This window comes from Rahnella ecdela, assembly GCF_019049625.1.
GTDB classification, from domain to species: domain Bacteria; phylum Pseudomonadota; class Gammaproteobacteria; order Enterobacterales; family Enterobacteriaceae; genus Rahnella; species Rahnella ecdela.
The window spans coordinates 119,460-137,546 of record NZ_JAFMOY010000129.1; the positions used below are offsets into that span (position 1 = coordinate 119,460).

Annotated in this window: 16 protein-coding genes; 3 read left to right on the top strand and 13 right to left on the bottom strand. The window is 52.3% G+C overall.

The window, feature by feature from the left end:
- Window positions 1–20: 20 nt before the first annotated feature.
- Both J1784_RS16365 and ubiT read right to left on the bottom strand, forming a co-directional pair.
- On the bottom strand, window positions 21–524 hold the full coding sequence (locus J1784_RS16365; RefSeq protein WP_120508514.1) for a GNAT family N-acetyltransferase: 504 nt from the start codon (window positions 522–524) through the stop codon (window positions 21–23).
- On the bottom strand, window positions 518–1,039 hold the full coding sequence (gene ubiT / locus J1784_RS16370; protein ID WP_217150124.1) for a ubiquinone anaerobic biosynthesis accessory factor UbiT: 522 nt from the start codon (window positions 1,037–1,039) through the stop codon (window positions 518–520). The genes J1784_RS16365 and ubiT overlap by 7 nt, the downstream gene beginning before the upstream one ends.
- A 314-nt stretch (window positions 1,040–1,353) precedes the next feature.
- Between ubiT and ubiU the strand changes: the two genes are divergently transcribed.
- A complete protein-coding gene (gene ubiU, locus J1784_RS16375; RefSeq protein WP_112286781.1) occupies window positions 1,354–2,349 on the top strand; it encodes a ubiquinone anaerobic biosynthesis protein UbiU in 996 nt (331 codons plus the stop codon).
- Window positions 2,350–2,363: 14 nt separating this feature from the next.
- Window positions 2,364–3,242: a U32 family peptidase gene (locus J1784_RS16380; RefSeq protein WP_217150125.1), complete on the top strand. Its 879-nt coding sequence runs from the start codon at window positions 2,364–2,366 to the stop codon at window positions 3,240–3,242.
- Window positions 3,243–3,297: 55 nt separating this feature from the next.
- Here J1784_RS16380 and J1784_RS16385 read toward each other — a convergent pair whose 3' ends face one another.
- The 3 genes from J1784_RS16385 to J1784_RS16395 are packed head-to-tail and all read right to left on the bottom strand — an operon-like array spanning window position 3,298 to window position 6,601.
- A complete protein-coding gene (locus tag J1784_RS16385; RefSeq protein ID WP_217150126.1) occupies window positions 3,298–4,461 on the bottom strand; it encodes an ABC transporter permease in 1,164 nt (387 codons plus the stop codon).
- Window positions 4,458–5,642 carry an ABC transporter permease gene (locus J1784_RS16390; protein WP_217150207.1) on the bottom strand — a complete coding sequence of 395 codons (1,185 nt, stop codon included), beginning with the start codon at window positions 5,640–5,642 and terminating at the stop codon, window positions 4,458–4,460. The genes J1784_RS16385 and J1784_RS16390 overlap by 4 nt, the downstream gene beginning before the upstream one ends.
- A complete protein-coding gene (locus tag J1784_RS16395; protein WP_217150127.1) occupies window positions 5,627–6,601 on the bottom strand; it encodes an HlyD family secretion protein in 975 nt (324 codons plus the stop codon). The genes J1784_RS16390 and J1784_RS16395 overlap by 16 nt, the downstream gene beginning before the upstream one ends.
- A 324-nt stretch (window positions 6,602–6,925) precedes the next feature.
- On the opposite strand from J1784_RS16395, the gene J1784_RS16400 reads away from it, so the two are divergent.
- The gene (locus J1784_RS16400) at window positions 6,926–7,951 is read left to right on the top strand and encodes a luciferase-like monooxygenase (RefSeq protein ID WP_217150128.1); all 1,026 of its coding nucleotides are present in this window, start codon (window positions 6,926–6,928) and stop codon (window positions 7,949–7,951) included.
- Between the two features lie 83 nt (window positions 7,952–8,034).
- Here J1784_RS16400 and J1784_RS16405 read toward each other — a convergent pair whose 3' ends face one another.
- The 8 genes from J1784_RS16405 to infB all read right to left on the bottom strand — a co-directional run bounded on the left by J1784_RS16405 (window position 8,035) and on the right by infB (window position 18,087).
- A complete protein-coding gene (locus J1784_RS16405; RefSeq protein ID WP_217150129.1) occupies window positions 8,035–9,969 on the bottom strand; it encodes a DEAD/DEAH family ATP-dependent RNA helicase in 1,935 nt (644 codons plus the stop codon).
- The gene (gene yrbN, locus J1784_RS26910; RefSeq protein WP_096335046.1) at window positions 9,959–10,039 is read right to left on the bottom strand and encodes a protein YrbN; all 81 of its coding nucleotides are present in this window, start codon (window positions 10,037–10,039) and stop codon (window positions 9,959–9,961) included. Before yrbN ends, J1784_RS16405 begins: the two co-directional genes overlap by 11 nt.
- 115 nt (window positions 10,040–10,154) lie before the next feature.
- On the bottom strand, window positions 10,155–11,039 hold the full coding sequence (gene nlpI / locus J1784_RS16415; RefSeq protein ID WP_217150130.1) for a lipoprotein NlpI: 885 nt from the start codon (window positions 11,037–11,039) through the stop codon (window positions 10,155–10,157).
- A 129-nt stretch (window positions 11,040–11,168) separates the two neighbouring features.
- Window positions 11,169–13,292, bottom strand: a complete 2,124-nt coding sequence (gene pnp / locus J1784_RS16420) for a polyribonucleotide nucleotidyltransferase (protein ID WP_217150131.1) — start codon at window positions 13,290–13,292, stop codon at window positions 11,169–11,171.
- A gap of 273 nt (window positions 13,293–13,565) precedes the next feature.
- Window positions 13,566–13,835 carry a 30S ribosomal protein S15 gene (rpsO, locus tag J1784_RS16425; protein WP_014333706.1) on the bottom strand — a complete coding sequence of 90 codons (270 nt, stop codon included), beginning with the start codon at window positions 13,833–13,835 and terminating at the stop codon, window positions 13,566–13,568.
- Window positions 13,836–13,957: 122 nt separating this feature from the next.
- The gene (gene truB / locus J1784_RS16430) at window positions 13,958–14,902 is read right to left on the bottom strand and encodes a tRNA pseudouridine(55) synthase TruB (RefSeq protein WP_217150132.1); all 945 of its coding nucleotides are present in this window, start codon (window positions 14,900–14,902) and stop codon (window positions 13,958–13,960) included.
- Window positions 14,902–15,315: a 30S ribosome-binding factor RbfA gene (rbfA, locus tag J1784_RS16435; RefSeq protein ID WP_120133270.1), complete on the bottom strand. Its 414-nt coding sequence runs from the start codon at window positions 15,313–15,315 to the stop codon at window positions 14,902–14,904. Before rbfA ends, truB begins: the two co-directional genes overlap by 1 nt.
- 78 nt (window positions 15,316–15,393) lie before the next feature.
- Window positions 15,394–18,087, bottom strand: coding sequence for a translation initiation factor IF-2 (infB, locus tag J1784_RS16440; RefSeq protein ID WP_217150133.1), 2,694 nt, complete (start codon window positions 18,085–18,087; stop codon window positions 15,394–15,396).

Below are 18,087 nucleotides of genomic sequence, written 5' to 3' on the forward strand. Positions count from 1 at the left end.
CCGCCTGAGCTTACCGAAAATCAAAAACGATTAAATGCCGACGGGAAAACGACCTCTCCGCTGGCATCGTTTAGTGCTTCATCGGATAAGGTGAAAAGCTGGAATGCGGCCTCACAGTTCGGCCAGCGGCAATGCAAGTCATGAGCGGCTGCGGGTTTGAAGCCAAAACGACTGTAGTAGGCCGGGTCGCCTAATACCACAACAGCGGCATAGCTGAATTCATTCAGGGAATCTAACCCTTCATAAACCAGTTTTTGACCTATTCCCTGACAGCGCAGCGATTCTTCCACTGCCAGCGGTGCCAGCCCGACCCAGTTGCGGTCTTCGCCCTGAATGTCCACAGGGCAGAACGCGACGTAACCCACCACACCACCTTCATCGTCGGTCGCCACAACGCCCAGCGTCAGCAGGCCGTCTTCGCGCAGTTCCTGCACCAGATCGGCTTCTGCACCTGTCGGGAATGAGGCGCGTAACAAACGGTCAATGCCCGCGGCATCTACCGGAATTTCAGTACGAATTAACATGGTTCAGCTACCGGAGCTTGTGGCTCACGGTCCTCTTGCAGACCCGCTTCGACAAAATCGGCCAGGCGCAGCAGGCCATTTTTCAGCAGCAGCGGCATAGTATCGAGATCGATAGAATCCATCAGATTCTTCACATACAAGCCCAGTTCGGTATCACCTTCAATGCGCAGACGGCGCTGGAAGAATAACGTGTCGGGATCTTCTTTGCGGGCTGCGATCAGGATCAGATCATTCGCATTACCGCTGAAGCTGACATCAGCTTCGCCGCCCCCGGCGATCACCAGTTTGCCCTCTTCCACCGACATCAGCCAGGTCAGGTTAAGATCGCTGACGTCAATTTTCAACCAGCGGCCTTCGAGGAAATCAAGCTCTCCGTCGGCCAGCGCCTGACGAAACTGCCAGCTCAGTACCTGTTGCAAAATCTGCCGTTGCAACGCAAAAGGCGTGAATTTCAAAGGCACACTTAACAGGGATGGTCCCTGACGGACCATACGTGCACGTAGTTTTTGCAACACTGGCACTACTCCTTTCGGTAACTTTTCGGCAAGTTTTAAGGCAGTTATAACGCCTATTTTGACACATTGCCGGGAACGTTCAGCGGTCTACATCAATAAATACTGCAACAGAAAAACATCCCATACAACCTCCCCGAGGGTTGTATGGCTTCCAACGCCTAAGAAACTGCCTCAAATCAAAATATTGCATCCATAGCTTCTCTAAAATAGTTCGCCAATCAAAGCCCTGACTGATGAATGAATGACGTCGGCAACTGGCTTTTCATCACCCACCAACCTCAGCTCTGGCTGGCCGGTTGTAGTAAGGAACGAGAATGGAGCTACTTTGCCCGGCAGGGAATTTACCTGCGTTGAAAGCGGCGATCGATAATGGCGCAGACGCGGTGTATATCGGCCTGAAAGATGACACCAATGCGCGCCATTTCGCCGGTCTGAATTTCACGGATAAAAAATTGCAGGAGGCGGCGGATTACGTTCACCGTCACCGCCGTAAACTGCATATCGCCATCAATACGTTTGCGCATCCTGACGGCTATCAGCGCTGGGAACGCGCGGTAGATATGGCCGCACAGCTCGGCGCGGATGCGCTGATCCTGGCCGATATCGCCATGCTCGATTACGCTGCGAATAAATATCCTCACGTAGAGCGCCATGTGTCGGTGCAGGCGTCGGCCACCAACGACGAAGCGATTCGTTTCTATAAACGTAACTTTGATGTTGCCCGGGTTGTTTTGCCGCGTGTGCTTTCGATGCATCAGGTGCGCCAGCTTTCCCGCACGACGGTCGTCCCGCTGGAAGTGTTTGCTTTCGGCAGTCTGTGCATCATGGCCGAAGGTCGCTGTTATCTTTCTTCCTATCTGACCGGCGAATCGCCAAATACCGTCGGTGCCTGTTCACCGGCACGGTTCGTGCGCTGGCAGCAGACTGCTCAGGGCATGGAATCGCGCCTGAATGATGTGCTTATTGACCGTTATGATGAAGGTGAAAACGCCGGTTATCCGACGCTGTGCAAAGGTCGTTATCTGGTGGATGGCGCGAAATATCATGCGCTTGAAGAACCGACCAGTCTGAATACGCTGGAGTTATTGCCGGAATTATTCGCTGCCAATATTGCCTCGGTAAAAATCGAAGGACGTCAGCGCAGCCCGGCATATGTCAGCCAGGTGGCTCGCGTATGGCGTGCGGCAATCGACCGCTGCATGGCGGATCCGCAAAACTTCAAAACCGACGACGCCTGGATGAAAACGCTGGGCTCTATGTCTGAAGGTACACAAACCACGCTCGGTGCCTATCACCGCAAGTGGCAGTAATCGAAGAGATGATGATGAAATATTCTTTAGGGGCCATTCTTTATTACTGGCCGAAAGCGCAGGTAGAAGATTTTTATCAGGCCGCTGCGTCCGGCAGTGCGGATATCATTTATCTCGGTGAAAACGTCTGTACCAAACGCCGTGAGATGAAAGTGAATGACTGGATGGAGGTCGCGCGCCAGCTGGCCGCATCCGGCAAGCAGGTGGTGATTTCCACTCTGGCATTGTTGCAGGCGCCGTCTGAACTCAATGAACTCAAACGTTATGTCGAGAACGGCGAGTTTCTGCTGGAAGCCAACGATTTTGGCGCGGTGAACATGGCGGCTGAACGTAATCTGCCTTTTGTCGTCGGTCACGCGCTGAACTGCTATAACGCCGTCACGCTGAAACTACTGCAAAAACAAGGCATGGTGCGCTGGTGTATGCCGGTTGAGCTTTCCCGCGACTGGCTGGTGAATCTGCTGAACCAGTGTCAGGATCTGGGTATCCGCGATAAATTCGAAGTGGAAGTACTGTCTTACGGACACTTACCGCTGGCCTATTCGGCGCGCTGTTTTACGGCACGTTCTGAAAACCGCGCGAAAGACGAATGTGAAACCTGCTGCATCAGTTATCCGCAGGGGCGCAAAATGTTGTCGCAGGAAAATCAGCAGGTGTTCGTGCTCAACGGCATTCAGACACAGAGCGGCTACTGCTATAACCTCGGCAATGAGCTGGTGTCGATGCAGGGACTCGTCGATATCGTGCGTCTTTCGCCGGAAACGAAAGATACTCTCGCCACGCTGGAAGCGTTTCGCAACAATGAACGCGGTTTGCAGCCACTGACGCTTACCGATAAAGCCGACTGTAACGGCTACTGGCAGCGCGTCGCCGGGCTGGAACTGCGAACCTGACTGAGCGTGTCGCAGTAAAAAGGGAGAGGACTTTGCGGTCATCTCCCTTTTTTAATCACGAATTTCGCGGCTTCGGCCTGAACATCGCTCTGAGCCTGACGCCATCACGTAGCATCCCCACTGCAATGCCGATAAAGGTGTAAAACATGCACAAAATCAGCAGCATCAGAATATCGCCACCCACGTCTTTGAAAGGCAATCCCATCTGATTAACGCCGGCAATGGCTTTAGTCGCCCAGGTGGAAGGCAGCATAGATGAAACGCCCCTGACCCAGGCGGGCATCGCCTGTAACGGCCAGATGGTGCCGGAAATATAAAAAACCGGCGTGGTGATAAAGGCCAGCGTCAGGTAAATCAGCTCGACGCTGCGCAGGCATTCCGTCACCAGTTTTCCGAGCCCCAGTACCGCCAGCAGAAACGGGAAGGTCAGTAACAGGATTTCAGGAATGCTGGCCGTTTGCCGGTAACCCAGTATCCACGGCCACAGCACAAACAGGACGATAGACAGAAACAGCCAGACCGGGATCAGCGCCGAAATGCCGCCCAGAAACGCCGGGATCGCCGGTTTACCAGAAGGCCCGCTGTTGAGCACGATGCTGACGCGCACACTGGCAATAAGTAATGAATGCTGCAATAACATCACCAGCAGGCCGGGGAAAATTATCGCCGCAAAGCTGATGCCAGGGTTAAAGACATCGAGCGACTGACCGGTGATTGGCGTGAGCACCACACTGGCCTGTCGCTCACTGAATCCGCTGCTCAGCAGCAAATCCGTATTGTATTGCGTGAGGATCGCCTGATAGGCCGAGAGCACATCCTGCTGGATCTGCCCGTTCGCCAGCCGGTTGGTCGCATCGCCGTACACCGGGATCACGATGTTTTGCCCGGCGAGGATCTTCTTCTCAAGATCCACCGGCATGATGATCACCGCGAATAACTTACGCAGCGCCAGATCGTGTTCCGCCTGCGCAAGACTGTCGTAAGCCACCGTCGCAACTTTGGAGGTAGCGTCCAGCTGGCGGGTCAGCATCCGGCTGGCAGAGCTGTGATCCTGATCGACCACCGCCACCGGCAAATCCCAAACCGTGCGGTTCGCATAGACCATGCTCATCACGCACAGCGAAAGCAGCAACATCATCCACATCGGCTTGTCGAGCAAACCGGTCAGCACTTTGCGGAATGTCCCCCACCAGGTTTTAAACCATTCACGACCTGTCATTGGCCTGACTCCTGTCGTTTCATCCGCATATACAGGCGTTTGCGCACCAGCAAACCGGTCAGCAGCGGATAAATAAGCAGGATGCAGCACACCATCAGAATGCCGCGCACTGAGACTTCACGCAGGAAGACGTCAAACATCGCGGCCAGCGCGTAACTGAGCGGTTCAATACCGGAAATAATGCGCGCAGGCAGTGGCATCGACAGCACCGGTACCGCCATTCCGGAGAAAGTCAGCGCGATACTGACGAAAATCCCCATCATGGTGTAAGCGGTAATGGTGGTTTTGGTGAAGGTGAAAAGTAGCAGCCCGAGGCTTTGCGCGGCGATCACATAGAAGAAACCAATCACCATCATATACAAAGGATTACCGCTGACGCGGGCGTCGAAGAACCCGACCAGCATCGCGATTTCCACCATCAGCAATGTGGTGAAATACAACGTGTACGGGGCGAGTTTGCCGAGCAGCGCCAGGGTAAATGACGGCGCACTGAGCAACGCCTGACTGCGCGCCATTACGTAGATCATGCAGGTCACGGTGAACAGTTGCAGCAGATGAATGGTTGCCGCAAATTGCTGGTAATAAATGTAACTGCCACTGGCGTTAAACAGGCTGCCATAGGACAGATCGACGCTGGCCAGTGAAGGCAGCGTTTTGCCAATTTCGGTAGCAATTATCGAGCGATAGCTGGTATTGAGTTCGGTGATAAGCCCGCTGAAATCCTGCGTCGAATACAGACCGGCACCGTAGAATAACGCGTTGTAATACAGCACGACACTGGGCTGCTTTCCGGCGAGAACATCGGCTTCAAAATCATTGGGGATATATAACAGCGCATAATCCTGCGCGGTGCGCAGGCGATATTCCGCTTCGGGTAAACCGCCATCGAATGCCTGAACATGCGCGTGCGAACCGGCATCCAGTTTACGGGTCAACGTTTTGGATAATGAGCTGTGATCGTTATCGACCACTGAAACCGGTAAATCCAGCAGAGTGCCTTCCGAAAAATTGCTGCTGATCAGACCAAATAACAGCAAAGGGAAAATCCAGCACAGCCAGTGGATCACTGGTTTGCGAAAGGCGTGATTTACTTCGCGGGTGAAAGCACGACTGAAACAGCGCCATGCGGCTTTTGCCCTTTCACTGTGTGGCGCTTTGACCGGCTTCACTTCGCTTTCCATTGCCACAATGCGCTCATGCCCTGACGCAGGCCGGGCACCGGTTTCGCAGGGTAAAGACGCACTTCAAACGTTTTTAAATCGAAATCACCGGTCGCTCGCGTGGCGCGTTTGGTCGCATAGTCGCCAAGTGGTGCGATATAGCGAACTTCGGCTTCGATCATTTGGTTATTCAACGCCGGAACGCGCATCTGCACTTTGTCGCCTTTGCGCACGCCCGCCAGAATATCTTCACGCAGATTAAAAACGAAATAGGCATCGGGCAGGCGCACGAGCGTCAGCAACGGACTGTTCGCACTTTCCAGCTCGCCGACTTCCACCGGTATCGGCCCCACTTCGCCATCGACCGGCGCTTTGACCTGCAAGTCATCGGTTTGCGCTTTGATTTCCAGTAAGTCTTCTTCCGCCTGGCGCAGCTGCGCGGCATAGCTTTCGCGCTGTTCCACGCGGTCGCCATTTACCCCTTCATCCAGATTGGCTTTGGCGACGAGAACTTGTGCATATGCGCTGTCGCGTGCACGGCGGGAATCTTCTAAATCAGACGCTGAAATAAACCCTTTCGCCGCCACTTTGGCGTTGCGGTTGTAGAGGTCGCGGGCGTTGACATATTCCGCCTGAGACTGCGCCAGAGTGGCTTTCAGGTTGCGGATACTTTCTTCGCGGGTTCCGTTAACGGAGAGATCAAGCTGAGCTTTTGCCTGATCGCGGGCAGCTTCAGCGGCACGCAACTGCGCCATCATTTCGGGGCTGTCGAGGGTTATCAGCAATTGCCCGGCTTTCACATCGTCACCGCGTTCAACATGACGTTCAATCACGCGGCCTTTGGATTTCGAGGCCACAATCACTTCCGGCGCATCGACTTCGCCCTGTAACAGCAAATCCTGATTGTGCGCACGAAACAGCACCGCCAGAGAAACCGCCGCCGCAACCAGCAGCAAGGTCAATAAAATTCGTTTACTCATCGGTGCTTCATCCTTTTTGTTTGCCTGTGTTTATCATCGGCTTTGGTTCTCCTTTCCATGACTGTCCCTTCCCGCCAGCGCCCGTTCTTAACGGCGCAGAGCTTCACTGAAATCATAGCGGGATGAACAAAGACTGTTTAACACAAAACAACATATTCATTGAAACTATAATTTAAGTTATTCGAATCGATTTTAAGAATGTTTTAACGGCAATTAAGGGCACAAATGCCGTATTCAATCGGTAGTTATTGGGTAATACTCGTTCTAATTATGAGCGGAGTGAATGCATTCTCCCCTCTTTCCTTTGATGAGTGAGCCGTGATTATGTCTGAGAAAAACACCGTTCCCCTTTCCGTGCTCGATCTGGCACCAGTGCCGCAGGGTGCCGATCCGGCCCGGGCATTCCAGTGCTCCCTTGAACTGGCACAGCACGCCGAGAAATGGGGTTATCAGCGTTACTGGATGGCAGAGCATCACAACATGACCGGTATCGCCAGTGCGGCGACGTCTGTGTTGCTGGGTTATATTGCGGGCGGAACGAAAACGATCCGCGTGGGCTCCGGCGGTGTAATGCTGCCAAACCACTCGCCGCTGGTGATTGCTGAACAGTTCGGCACGCTGGCTACGCTGTACCCAAACCGCGTCGATCTGGGGCTGGGCCGCGCGCCGGGTACGGATCAGCGCACCATGATCGCGCTGCGCCGTCATCTTTCCGGTGAAATCGATAATTTCCCGCAGGATGTGCAGGAATTACAGATGTATTTCAGCGACGTTCAGCCGCAGCAGGCCGTTCAGGCCGTACCGGGGCAAGGTTTGCATGTGCCGATCTGGTTACTGGGATCGAGCCTTTACAGCGCTCAGCTGGCGGCGGCGCTCGGTCTGCCCTTTGCCTTTGCCTCACATTTCGCGCCGGACATGTTGTATCAGGCACTGGCGATTTATCGCAGCAAATTCCAGCCTTCTGCACAGCTCGAAAAGCCACACGCAATGGTGTGCATTAACGCAATTGCTGCTGATACCAATGAAGAAGCACGCCGGATGTTTACCTCCAACCAGCAGCAGTTTATTAATCTGCGCCGCGGAATGCCGGGTAAACTCCCTTCGCCGGTCGATAACATCGAAAGCCTGTGGTCAGCTCAGGAACGCTTTGGCGTCGATAACGCGCTGCGCATGTCGGTAGTCGGTAATAAAGAAACTGTGCGTCAGGGTTTGCAGAATATTCTGCGTGAAACCGAAGCCGATGAACTGATGATCAACGGCCAGATTTTTGATCACCAGGCTCGTTTGCATTCGTTCGAAATTGTCTCTCAGCTTCATGGCGATCTGATTAAAGAACAGCGCATCAGCTGACCGGCGACCTGAATCGCAGGCATAAAAAAACCAGCCCGGAGGCTGGTTTTTTATTATCTGGTGTTCAGTAAACTGAATTCAGATTATGCGTCAGTAGTACGACGTGGTGCGCGGCTTGGCGGACGACGGTCGCCAGCTGCTGAAGAACCTTCACGACGATCACCGCTGAAAGAACGTGGAGCACCGTTACCACGACGTTCGCCACCTGCACCAGCTGGACGATCACCGTTGAATGGACGCGGAGCACCGTTACCACGACGCTCACCGCCAGCACCTGCCGGACGATCACGACGCGGAGCCTGTGGCACTGCATCACCAATCAGCTGCATGTTCATCGGTTTGTTCAGGATACGCGTACGGGTGAAGTGAGACAGGATCTCGCCCGGCATACCTTTTGGCAGTTCGATAGTAGAGTGCGTACCGAACAGCTTGATGTTACCGATGTAACGGCTGCTGATGTCGCCTTCGTTAGCGATAGCACCAACGATGTGACGAACTTCAACACCATCATCACGACCCACTTCGATGCGATACAGTTCCATTTCGCCAGCGTCACGACGCTCACGACGTGGGCTGTCGCCATCACGTGCAGGACGGTCATTGCTGCGAGCCGGACGGTCACGACGATCGCCACGATCACCGCGGTCGCCACGGTCTTCGAATTCACGACGTGGTGGACGGCTTTTGAAGACCGGATCCGCTGCAACGATCAGAGGACGTTCGCCCTGTGCCATTTTCAGCAGTGCCGCAGCCAGTGTTTCGATGTCCAGCTCTTCTGCAGGTTGCAGTTTTGCCAGCAGGCCACGGTATTGATCCAGATCGCTGCTTTCCAGTTGCTGTTGAACTTTCGCTGCGAATTTAGCCAGACGACGTTCGCCCAGAACTTCTGCAGTTGGGATTTCAACTTCTGGAATGGTCAGCTTCATGGTGCGTTCAATGTTGCGCAGCAGACGACGCTCACGGTTCTCAACGAACAGTAATGCGCGACCCGCACGGCCAGCACGACCGGTACGACCGATACGGTGAACGTAAGATTCTGAGTCCATCGGAATGTCGTAGTTAACAACCAGGCTGATACGTTCTACATCGAGACCACGTGCTGCCACGTCGGTTGCGATCAGAATGTCCAGACGACCATCTTTCAGACGTTCCAGAGTCTGCTCACGCAGCGCCTGGTTCATGTCACCATTCAGTGCAGCGCTGCTGTAGCCGCTACGCTCAAGAGCTTCAGCCACTTCCAGCGTCGCGTTTTTGGTACGAACGAAGATGATCGCCGCATCAAAATCTTCTGCTTCCAGGAAACGTACCAGCGCTTCGTTTTTACGCAGACCGTACACAGACCAGTAGCTCTGGCTGATGTCAGGACGTGTAGTCACGCTTGACTGGATACGTACTTCCTGTGGGTCTTTCATGAAGCGACGGGTAATACGACGGATTGCTTCTGGCATGGTTGCAGAGAACAGCGCGGTCTGATGCTCAGCCGGGATCTGCGCCATGATAGTTTCGACGTCTTCGATGAAGCCCATACGCAGCATTTCATCAGCTTCGTCCAGCACCAGGCCACTCAGGTTAGAGAGGTTCAGGGTGCCGCGTTTCAGGTGGTCCAGCAGACGACCCGGGGTACCTACAACAACTTGTGGTCCCTGACGCAGTGCGCGCAGCTGAACGTCATAGCGCTGGCCGCCGTAAAGGGCAACCACATTCACGCCATGCATATGTTTAGAGAAATCAGTCATTGCTTCAGCAACCTGAACCGCCAGTTCGCGGGTAGGTGCCAGAACAAGAATTTGTGGTGCTTTCAGTGAAGCATCAATGTTATGCAGCAGCGGTAAAGAGAACGCAGCTGTTTTACCGGAACCCGTCTGAGCCATACCCAGAACGTCGCGGCCATTTAACAGGTGAGGAATACACTCAGCCTGAATTGGTGAAGGTTTTTCATAGCCCAAATCAGTCAGGGCAGAAATGATCGGAGCAGACAGCCCCAGGTCAGCAAAAGAGGTTTCAAGCTCAGTAGTCATGTACACGTGCCTCATTAATAATGGCAGCCAGTCTACATAACTCGTCGAGAAAATTTTCAGTCATTTTCATTGAAAAGTGTGAACCGGCTCAAATTAGATTATAAAACGAACAAAACAACCCTCGCCCGTTAAGGCGCTTAAAAATGGCAAATACCATGATTAAAAAGGCTGATTGGTGTCGTCAGCTATTGCTGGTCCGATTCTGATAGGTCGTCTTGCTCATGGCCCAAAAGCGCCAATTCCAACAATGCATAGCGGTGCTCAACAAAGTTATGAACGTTGTTAGCTACCGTCAGTTTGAACAGTGCCGCGGCGCTGTTCTTGTCCCCCAGACTTAGGTAATGCTTACCTAAATAGAAGTCAGTTTCACTGAGATGCTCAGCGAGCGAAGTGTTATCCGTTGCTTCTGCCTTGAGGCGTTCCATCAGCGTAGATTCGCTGATTTTGCCCAGGTAGAATTCGACGATATTCCATCCCCATTGCCCTCTGTCCGCTTTGTCATAACGCTCCTGGAGCGCTACCTCGGCATTCTTCGGATTGATTTCTCGCTCCGCAAGATAAAGCCATAACGAACGGAAGGGATCATTTGGATCGTCTCGATAAAACGCCTGCAGATCATCCTGCGCTAACGAGAATCGGCCACCGTAATACAGTGCGATACCTCGGTTCAAACGCGCGTAGTTGTAAGTTGGATCAAGCTCTAGTACAGAATCAAACGCTTCATAGGCAGCATCGAAATTGCCTGCCTGCGTTAGGTAAATCCCCAGGTAGTTAAAAACTTCTGGCATATCAGGACGAATAGACAGCGCTTGTGAAAAATCATTTCGCGCCAGTGCTCTTAGCCCGAGACTATCATACAGCACACCGCGCTCATATAATAGCTGTGCTCTCTCATCATCGCTTAATGACCGACTGGCAAGTATTTGTTCCATGCGTGCCAGGATGACTTCCTGCTGCAACGTCGGCTGCAACGGAATCGCCAGAACTTCATTTTTACGCCAATCATGGTTGCTGCATCCTGCCAACATAAGTGCTGTCGCAACATAACACCAGCGCAAGAAAGGCTTCATTTCTACTCCCGGAGACAAACATTGGATGAACATCCTGTCATCCGCTTGCTTAACACGAACGCATCCTGTGTTCATGAGACGAACAGCTCCTTTCCTGCTGGAAAGGAGCTGTAAAACTTCTGTTACAGATTATTCAGCTGCAGGTTGCTCAGATGTTTCGTCCTGAGTAGGTGCGGTAGCTTCTTTGATGCTCAGACGCACACGACCCTGACGGTCAACTTCGAGAACCTTAACCGGTACTTCCTGACCCATCTGCAGGTAATCAGTCACTTTCTCTACACGCTTGTCAGCGATTTGAGAAATGTGAACCAGACCTTCTTTACCGCCGCCGATGGCAACAAACGCACCAAAGTCTACGATACGGGTCACTTTACCCTGATAGATACGGCCAACTTCGATTTCAGCAGTGATCTCTTCGATACGACGGATAGCGTATTTCGCTTTCTCGCCGTCGGTAGCTGCGATTTTCACAGTACCGTCATCTTCGATTTCGATAGTGGTGCCGGTTTCTTCAGTCAGCGCACGGATTACAGAACCACCTTTACCGATCACGTCCTTGATTTTGTCCGGGCTGATCTTGATGGTGTGAATACGTGGAGCAAACTGAGAGATATCGCCACGTGGTGTGCTGATAGCCTGTTCCATCACGCCCAGAATGTGCAGACGCGCACCCTTAGCCTGATTCAGAGCCACCTGCATGATTTCGCGGGTGATACCTTCGATTTTAATGTCCATCTGCAGCGCGGTGATACCGTCGCGGCTACCGGCCACTTTAAAGTCCATGTCGCCCAGGTGATCTTCGTCACCCAGAATGTCGGACAGAACGATAAAGCTTTCGCCTTCTTTAACCAGGCCCATTGCGATACCCGCAACAGCGGCTTTAATTGGCACGCCTGCATCCATCAGGGCCAGAGATGCGCCACAAACAGAAGCCATTGAAGATGAACCGTTAGATTCAGTGATTTCAGAAACCACACGTACGGTGTACGGGAAGTCTTCTGGTTTTGGCATCATCGCCAGCACGCCACGTTTAGCAAGACGGCCATGGCCAATCTCACGACGTTTTGGCGAACCTACCATACCGGTTTCACCAACAGAGTACGGAGGGAAATTGTAGTGGAACAGGAAGCTGTCAGTCTTCTCGCCCATCAGCTCATCCAGGTTCTGTGCATCACGGGCAGTACCCAGAGTGGCAGTAACCAGTGCCTGAGTTTCACCACGGGTGAACAGCGCTGAACCGTGAGTACGTGGCAGAACACCAGTACGCACATCCAGACCACGGATCATGTCTTTTTCACGGCCATCGATACGTGGCTCGCCACGCAGAACACGGCTACGAACCACGTTCTTCTCGATGCTGCCCAGAATGTCCGAGATTTCGCCAGCGTCCAGAGTTTCGTCTTCAGCTTGCAGAGCCTGAACAACGTCAGACTTGATAACGTTAATCTGGTTGTAACGCTCTTGTTTCTCGGTAATCAGGTACGCATCACCCAGACGGGATTCAGACAGGGCAGCCACGCGAGCGTGCAGCTCAGCGTTAACCACTTCTGGCTGCCAGTCCCATTTTGGTTTGCCAGCTTCAGCAACCAATGAGTTGATGTTGTCGATAACGATTTGTTGTTGTTCGTGGCCGAATACGACCGCGCCCAGCATCTGATCTTCGCTCAACACTTCAGCTTCAGATTCAACCATCAGAACAGCGCCCTGAGTACCCGCAACTACCAGGTCCAGACGGCTTGTTTTCAGCTCATCTGCGGTTGGGTTCAGAACGTACTGGTCGTTGATGTAACCAACGCGTGCAGCACCGATAGGGCCGTTGAATGGAATACCAGACAGGCTCAGGGCAGCAGACGCACCGATCATCGCAACGATGTCAGGGTTAACTTGTGGGTTCAGGGAAACCACAGTCGCGATAACCTGAACTTCGTTCAGGAAGGAGTCCGGGAACAGAGGACGGATCGGACGGTCAATCAGACGTGAAGTCAGCGTTTCGCCTTCACTTGGACGGCCTTCGCGACGGAAGAAGCTACCCGGGATACGACCAGCAGCGTAAGTACGCTCCTGATAGTTAACAGTCAGCGGGAAGAAGCTCTGACCTGGTTTAGCTTTTTTCTGACCAACAACGGTAACGAATACCGCGGTGTCGTCCATGCTAACCATAACAGCTGCAGTTGCCTGACGAGCCATCATGCCGGTTTCCAGCGTAACGGTGTGCTGGCCGTATTGGAATTTACGAATAGTCGGATTAAGCAATGTAATGTCCTTTTGTATGACGCGCAGCTGTTATGACAGCAGTTCACGCCGATCAATATCCGAGCTTCTCACTACATTCTCGCGACTAATGACAATCCTTATATACCTGGCAATGTGGTAATAAAGTCTCTCATTAGCCGCGCGAAAACATCTGTAACGGAAGTTCATGTACTTAGAATAACAATAGAAACAGCAGCCATACAGTACCCTGATTTGGCGTTGCTTCCTAGAATAAAGGGGCCTATTGGCCCCTTTACACTGAAACTCGCTTGATTAGCGACGCAGACCCAGACGTTCGATCAGGCTGGTGTAACGTGCTACATCTTTACGTTTCAGGTAGTCCAGCAGTTTACGACGCTGAGAAACCATACGCAGCAGACCACGACGGCTGTGGTGATCTTTTTTGTGCTCTGCAAAGTGACCTTGCAGATGGTTAATTTGAGCAGTCAGCAGAGCAACCTGAACTTCGGTAGAACCACTGTCGTTAGTGCCACGACCGAAGTCGGAAACGATTTGAGCTTTAGCTTCAACGCTTAGAGACATAATCTTACTCCAAAATATTATAGATAATTAAACGGGTGCCGATCTCTAATTCAGCAACCCAATGCATAAGCTGCGCTATTCTACCCTTTGCTATATATGATCGCAAGGTGAGCAGAAAGCGCTTAATCCGTGTATTCAACGACCAGACGACGCGGCGCAATGCGGCCATCATCATCAATTTCGCCCACACCGATAAACTTACGTTCTTCGCCTTCAGTGATGCGAACCATGCCACTGGCCGGTGCACCAGATGCCTGAACAGGTTGGCCCTGTTTAACATATCCGGCGACGACAGGCAGCAGGTTCACTTCCGGGAAGTCTTCACACGCGCTGTCCATAGGCAGCAACAAAGGATCCAGCAGTAAGCGTGGCTCGATGCCCTGCTCTTCTGCCTGAGCGATCAATTCATGAAGTTTTTCCATGGTAACCATGCGCTCAGAAGGATAAGTTGCGACCTGCAAACGGCGCAAATACGTGACGTGTGCACCACAGCCCAATTTTTCGCCCAGATCATCCACAATCGTGCGGATATAAGTGCCTTTTGAACAGTGGATTTCTAATTCAACCTCGAAGCCTTCCCAGCGAATGAACCGGAGTTCATACACAGTAATGCTGCGGGATTCTCGCGGAACTTCGATGCCCTGACGTGCATATTCGTACAGTTTTTTCCCTTCATATTTCAGCGCGGAATACATGGAAGGAATTTGTTGGGTTTCCCCACGAAAACTGTCGAGAGCATCGTCAAGTTGCTGCTGAGTGAAGGTCATTTCACGTTCGGAAATGATGGCACCTTCAGCATCTGACGTATCAGTGCGCTGTCCCATACGGGCAATCACGCGATAACGCTTATCAGAATCAAGCAGGAACCGGGAAAACTTGGTCGCTTCGCCTAAACAAAGCGGCAACATGCCCGTAGCTAAAGGATCGAGAGCGCCGGTATGTCCCGCCCGGTTAGCGTTGTAAAGGCGCTTAACCTTTTGCAGGGCATCGTTAGAAGACAAGCCTAAAGATTTGTCCAGTAGCAGAACGCCGTGTATATCACGGCCGCGGCGACGTGGGCGACTCATTATGCTTCCTCGTCATCGCCTGCAGCTGAACGACGTTCAGCATCGTTTTTCACGACGTTGGTCACCAGATTGGACATACGCATACCTTCAACCAAAGAGTTGTCGTAAGCGAAAGTCAGTTCTGGTACTACACGCAAACGCATCGCTTTACCGATCAGCGTACGGATGAAACCTGACGCGTCCTGCAAAGCTTTGATGCCATTCTTAACACGATCGGGATCGTGATTTTCAGTGGTCAGCACGTCCAGGAAGGTCACGAACACTTTGGCATAAGCCAGGTCACGTGAAACTTCAACGCCTGAAACTGTCGCCATGCCTACGCGTGGGTCTTTGACTTCACGCTGTAAGATGATGGCGATTTCTTTTTGCATCTCCTGAGAGACGCGCTGAGTACGGCTAAATTCTTTTGCCATGATGCTTTACTCCTCACTTGCTCCAGACAAATAAGGGGGCGCAAGGCCCCCATCTGGATATCAGCTACTTCGCAAACGTTAAGCGATAGTACGTTTGATTTCGATGATTTCGAAGACTTCGATCACATCACCAGTACGCACATCGTTGTAGTTCTTAACGCCGATACCACATTCCATGCCGTTACGAACTTCAGCAACGTCATCTTTGAAGCGACGCAGGGATTCCAGTTCGCCTTCGTAGATCACCACGTTTTCACGCAGTACACGGATTGGGTTGTTACGCTTGATCATACCCTCAGTCACCATACAACCTGCAATAGCGCCGAATTTCGGTGACTTGAACACGTCACGAACTTCAGCCAGGCCAATGATTTGCTGTTTGTATTCTGGCGCCAACATACCGCTCATCGCCTGTTTGACTTCATCAATCAGGTTATAGATAACGGAATAATAACGCAGATCCAGGCTTTCGTTTTCTACGACACGGCGGGCAGAAGCATCTGCACGGACGTTGAAGCCCAGGATGATCGCGTTGGAAGCAGCGGCCAGTGTTGCGTCAGTCTCGGTGATACCACCGACACCCATACCGACGATTTTAACTTTAACTTCGTCAGTAGACAGATTCTGCAACGCATCGGAAATCGCTTCGCAAGAACCCTGAACGTCTGATTTCAGAACGATGTTCAGTTCAGAAACTTCGCCTTCAGTCATGTTCGCGAACATGTTTTCCAGTTTAGATTTCTGCTGACGAGCCAGTTTCACTTCGCGGAATTTACCCTGACGATACAGAGCCACTTCACGAGCTTTCTTCTCGTCACGAACTACAGTCACTTCATCACCCGCTGCCGGAACGCTGGACAGACCCAGAACTTCGACAGGGATAGAAGGACCCGCAGACGTAATGTCACGACCCATTTCGTCACGCATCGCACGAACACGGCCGTATTCGAAGCCACACAGAATGATGTCGCCTTTGTTCAGAGTACCTTCCTGAACCAGAACGGTTGCAACAGGGCCACGACCTTTGTCCAGGAAGGACTCGATCACAACGCCGCTTGCCATACCGGTGCGAACTGCTTTGAGTTCCAGAACTTCAGCTTGCAGCAAGATAGCTTGCAGCAAATCGTCAATACCGGTACCGACTTTTGCAGACACATGGATGAACTGAGATTCGCCGCCCCACTCTTCTGGCATAACGCCGTACTGAGAAAGTTCGGTACGAACGCGGTCTGGATCAGAGTCTGGCTTATCAATTTTGTTCACTGCAACCACGATTGGCACGCCAGCGGCTTTCGCATGCTGTACGGCTTCGATGGTTTGTGGCATCACGCCATCATCTGCAGAAACAACCAGAACCACGATGTCTGTTGCCTGAGCACCACGAGCACGCATTGAAGTAAATGCGGCGTGTCCCGGAGTATCCAGGAAGGTGATCATGCCATTTTCGGTTTCTACATGGTAAGCACCGATATGCTGAGTAATACCACCGGCCTCGCCTGCTGCAACTTTCGTAGAACGAATGTAGTCGAGCAATGAGGTTTTACCGTGGTCAACGTGACCCATGATGGTCACAACCGGAGCACGAGGCTCAGCGGCAGCAGACGCACCCGTATCACGATCGCTCATCAGCGCTTCTTCCAGCTCGTTCTCACGACGCAGGATAACTTTGTGGCCCATTTCTTCCGCAACCAGCTGAGCAGTTTCCTGATCAATAACCTGGTTGATGGTGGCCATAGCGCCCAGTTTCATCATAGTTTTGATGACCTGAGAACCTTTAACTGCCATTTTGTTTGCCAGCTCAGCAACGGTAATGGTTTCACCCACAACAACATCGCGGTTTACCGCAACAACAGGCTTGTTAAAGCTCTGCTGTAAGGTGCTTGGCTTACGCTTGCCTTTACCGTTACGACCAACAGCACGGGCTTCTTCGCGATCCGCTTTAGATTCGGACAGCTTGTTGCCTTTTTTCTGTTTGGTTGCTTTCCCACCGCGGGTACGGCTACGACGTTCGCCTTCAACTTTGGCGTCATTCTCGTCTTCAGCGGCACGAGCGTGAGTAGAAGTGGTGACATGATAGTCAGCAGATTCTGATTCGCTTGGTGCAGTAGCTTCAGTCCAGACACCAGAGTCAGCCATTTTACGGGCTTCTTCTGCGATGCGTTTGGCGTTTTCTTCGATCTTACGCTGGGCTTCTTCTTCCGTTTTGCGTTTCAGCTCTGCGGCTTCAGCTTCACGGCGGGCTTTCTCAGCCTGAGCTGGTTTAGTTACTTCGTCAGTATGTTGATTCGTCACTTTATCTTTTTCCGCTGCATCACGCTTAGCTTTATCAGCGGCCTCACGTTTAGCTTGCTCTTCGGCGGCGCGTTTGGCTTTTTCCTGAGCTTCGCGCTGGGCTTGCTCTGCTGCTGCACGCTGTGCCTGTTCTTCCGCGTCACGCTTCGCCTGCTCTTCCGCTTCGGCCTGGGCAACTTCTGCCTCGGTCATATCACGTTTAACATAAGTGCGTTTCTTGCGGACTTCGATTTGCACCGATTTACTCTTCCCGCCGGTGCTCGGAATATTCAGTGTACTACGCGTTTTGCGTTGTAACGTCAGTTTGTTTGTCGCACCGGCATTTCCGCCATTCAGGTGCGCCAATAAAGTTTCTTTTTCTTGCTGGGTCACAGAGTCAGCTTCGGACTTCGAGATCCCTGCATCAGCAAATTGCTGTACCAGGCGATCTACCGGAGTCTGAATCTCTGCCGCCAGCGATTTTACAGTTACATCTGTCAT

Bases quoted from the DNA above. Each gene is read 5' to 3' on its own strand.
- ubiU (WP_112286781.1), top strand. From the start codon at position 1,354: ATGGAGCTACTTTGCCCGGCAGGGAATTTACCTGCGTTGAAAGCGGCG.
- J1784_RS16390 (WP_217150207.1), bottom strand. From the start codon at position 5,642: ATGGAAAGCGAAGTGAAGCCGGTCAAAGCGCCACACAGTGAAAGGGCA.
- J1784_RS16380 (WP_217150125.1), top strand. From the start codon at position 2,364: ATGAAATATTCTTTAGGGGCCATTCTTTATTACTGGCCGAAAGCGCAG.
- J1784_RS16400 (WP_217150128.1), top strand. From the start codon at position 6,926: ATGTCTGAGAAAAACACCGTTCCCCTTTCCGTGCTCGATCTGGCACCA.
- rbfA (WP_120133270.1), bottom strand. From the start codon at position 15,315: ATGGCAAAAGAATTTAGCCGTACTCAGCGCGTCTCTCAGGAGATGCAA.
- J1784_RS16365 (WP_120508514.1), bottom strand. From the start codon at position 524: ATGTTAATTCGTACTGAAATTCCGGTAGATGCCGCGGGCATTGACCGT.
- J1784_RS16405 (WP_217150129.1), bottom strand. From the start codon at position 9,969: ATGACTACTGAGCTTGAAACCTCTTTTGCTGACCTGGGGCTGTCTGCT.
- nlpI (WP_217150130.1), bottom strand. From the start codon at position 11,039: ATGAAGCCTTTCTTGCGCTGGTGTTATGTTGCGACAGCACTTATGTTG.
- J1784_RS16385 (WP_217150126.1), bottom strand. From the start codon at position 4,461: ATGACAGGTCGTGAATGGTTTAAAACCTGGTGGGGGACATTCCGCAAA.
- yrbN (WP_096335046.1), bottom strand. From the start codon at position 10,039: ATGAAAATGACTGAAAATTTTCTCGACGAGTTATGTAGACTGGCTGCC.
- infB (WP_217150133.1), bottom strand. From the start codon at position 18,087: ATGACAGATGTAACTGTAAAATCGCTGGCGGCAGAGATTCAGACTCCG.
- rpsO (WP_014333706.1), bottom strand. From the start codon at position 13,835: ATGTCTCTAAGCGTTGAAGCTAAAGCTCAAATCGTTTCCGACTTCGGT.
- J1784_RS16395 (WP_217150127.1), bottom strand. From the start codon at position 6,601: ATGAGTAAACGAATTTTATTGACCTTGCTGCTGGTTGCGGCGGCGGTT.
- truB (WP_217150132.1), bottom strand. From the start codon at position 14,902: ATGAGTCGCCCACGTCGCCGCGGCCGTGATATACACGGCGTTCTGCTA.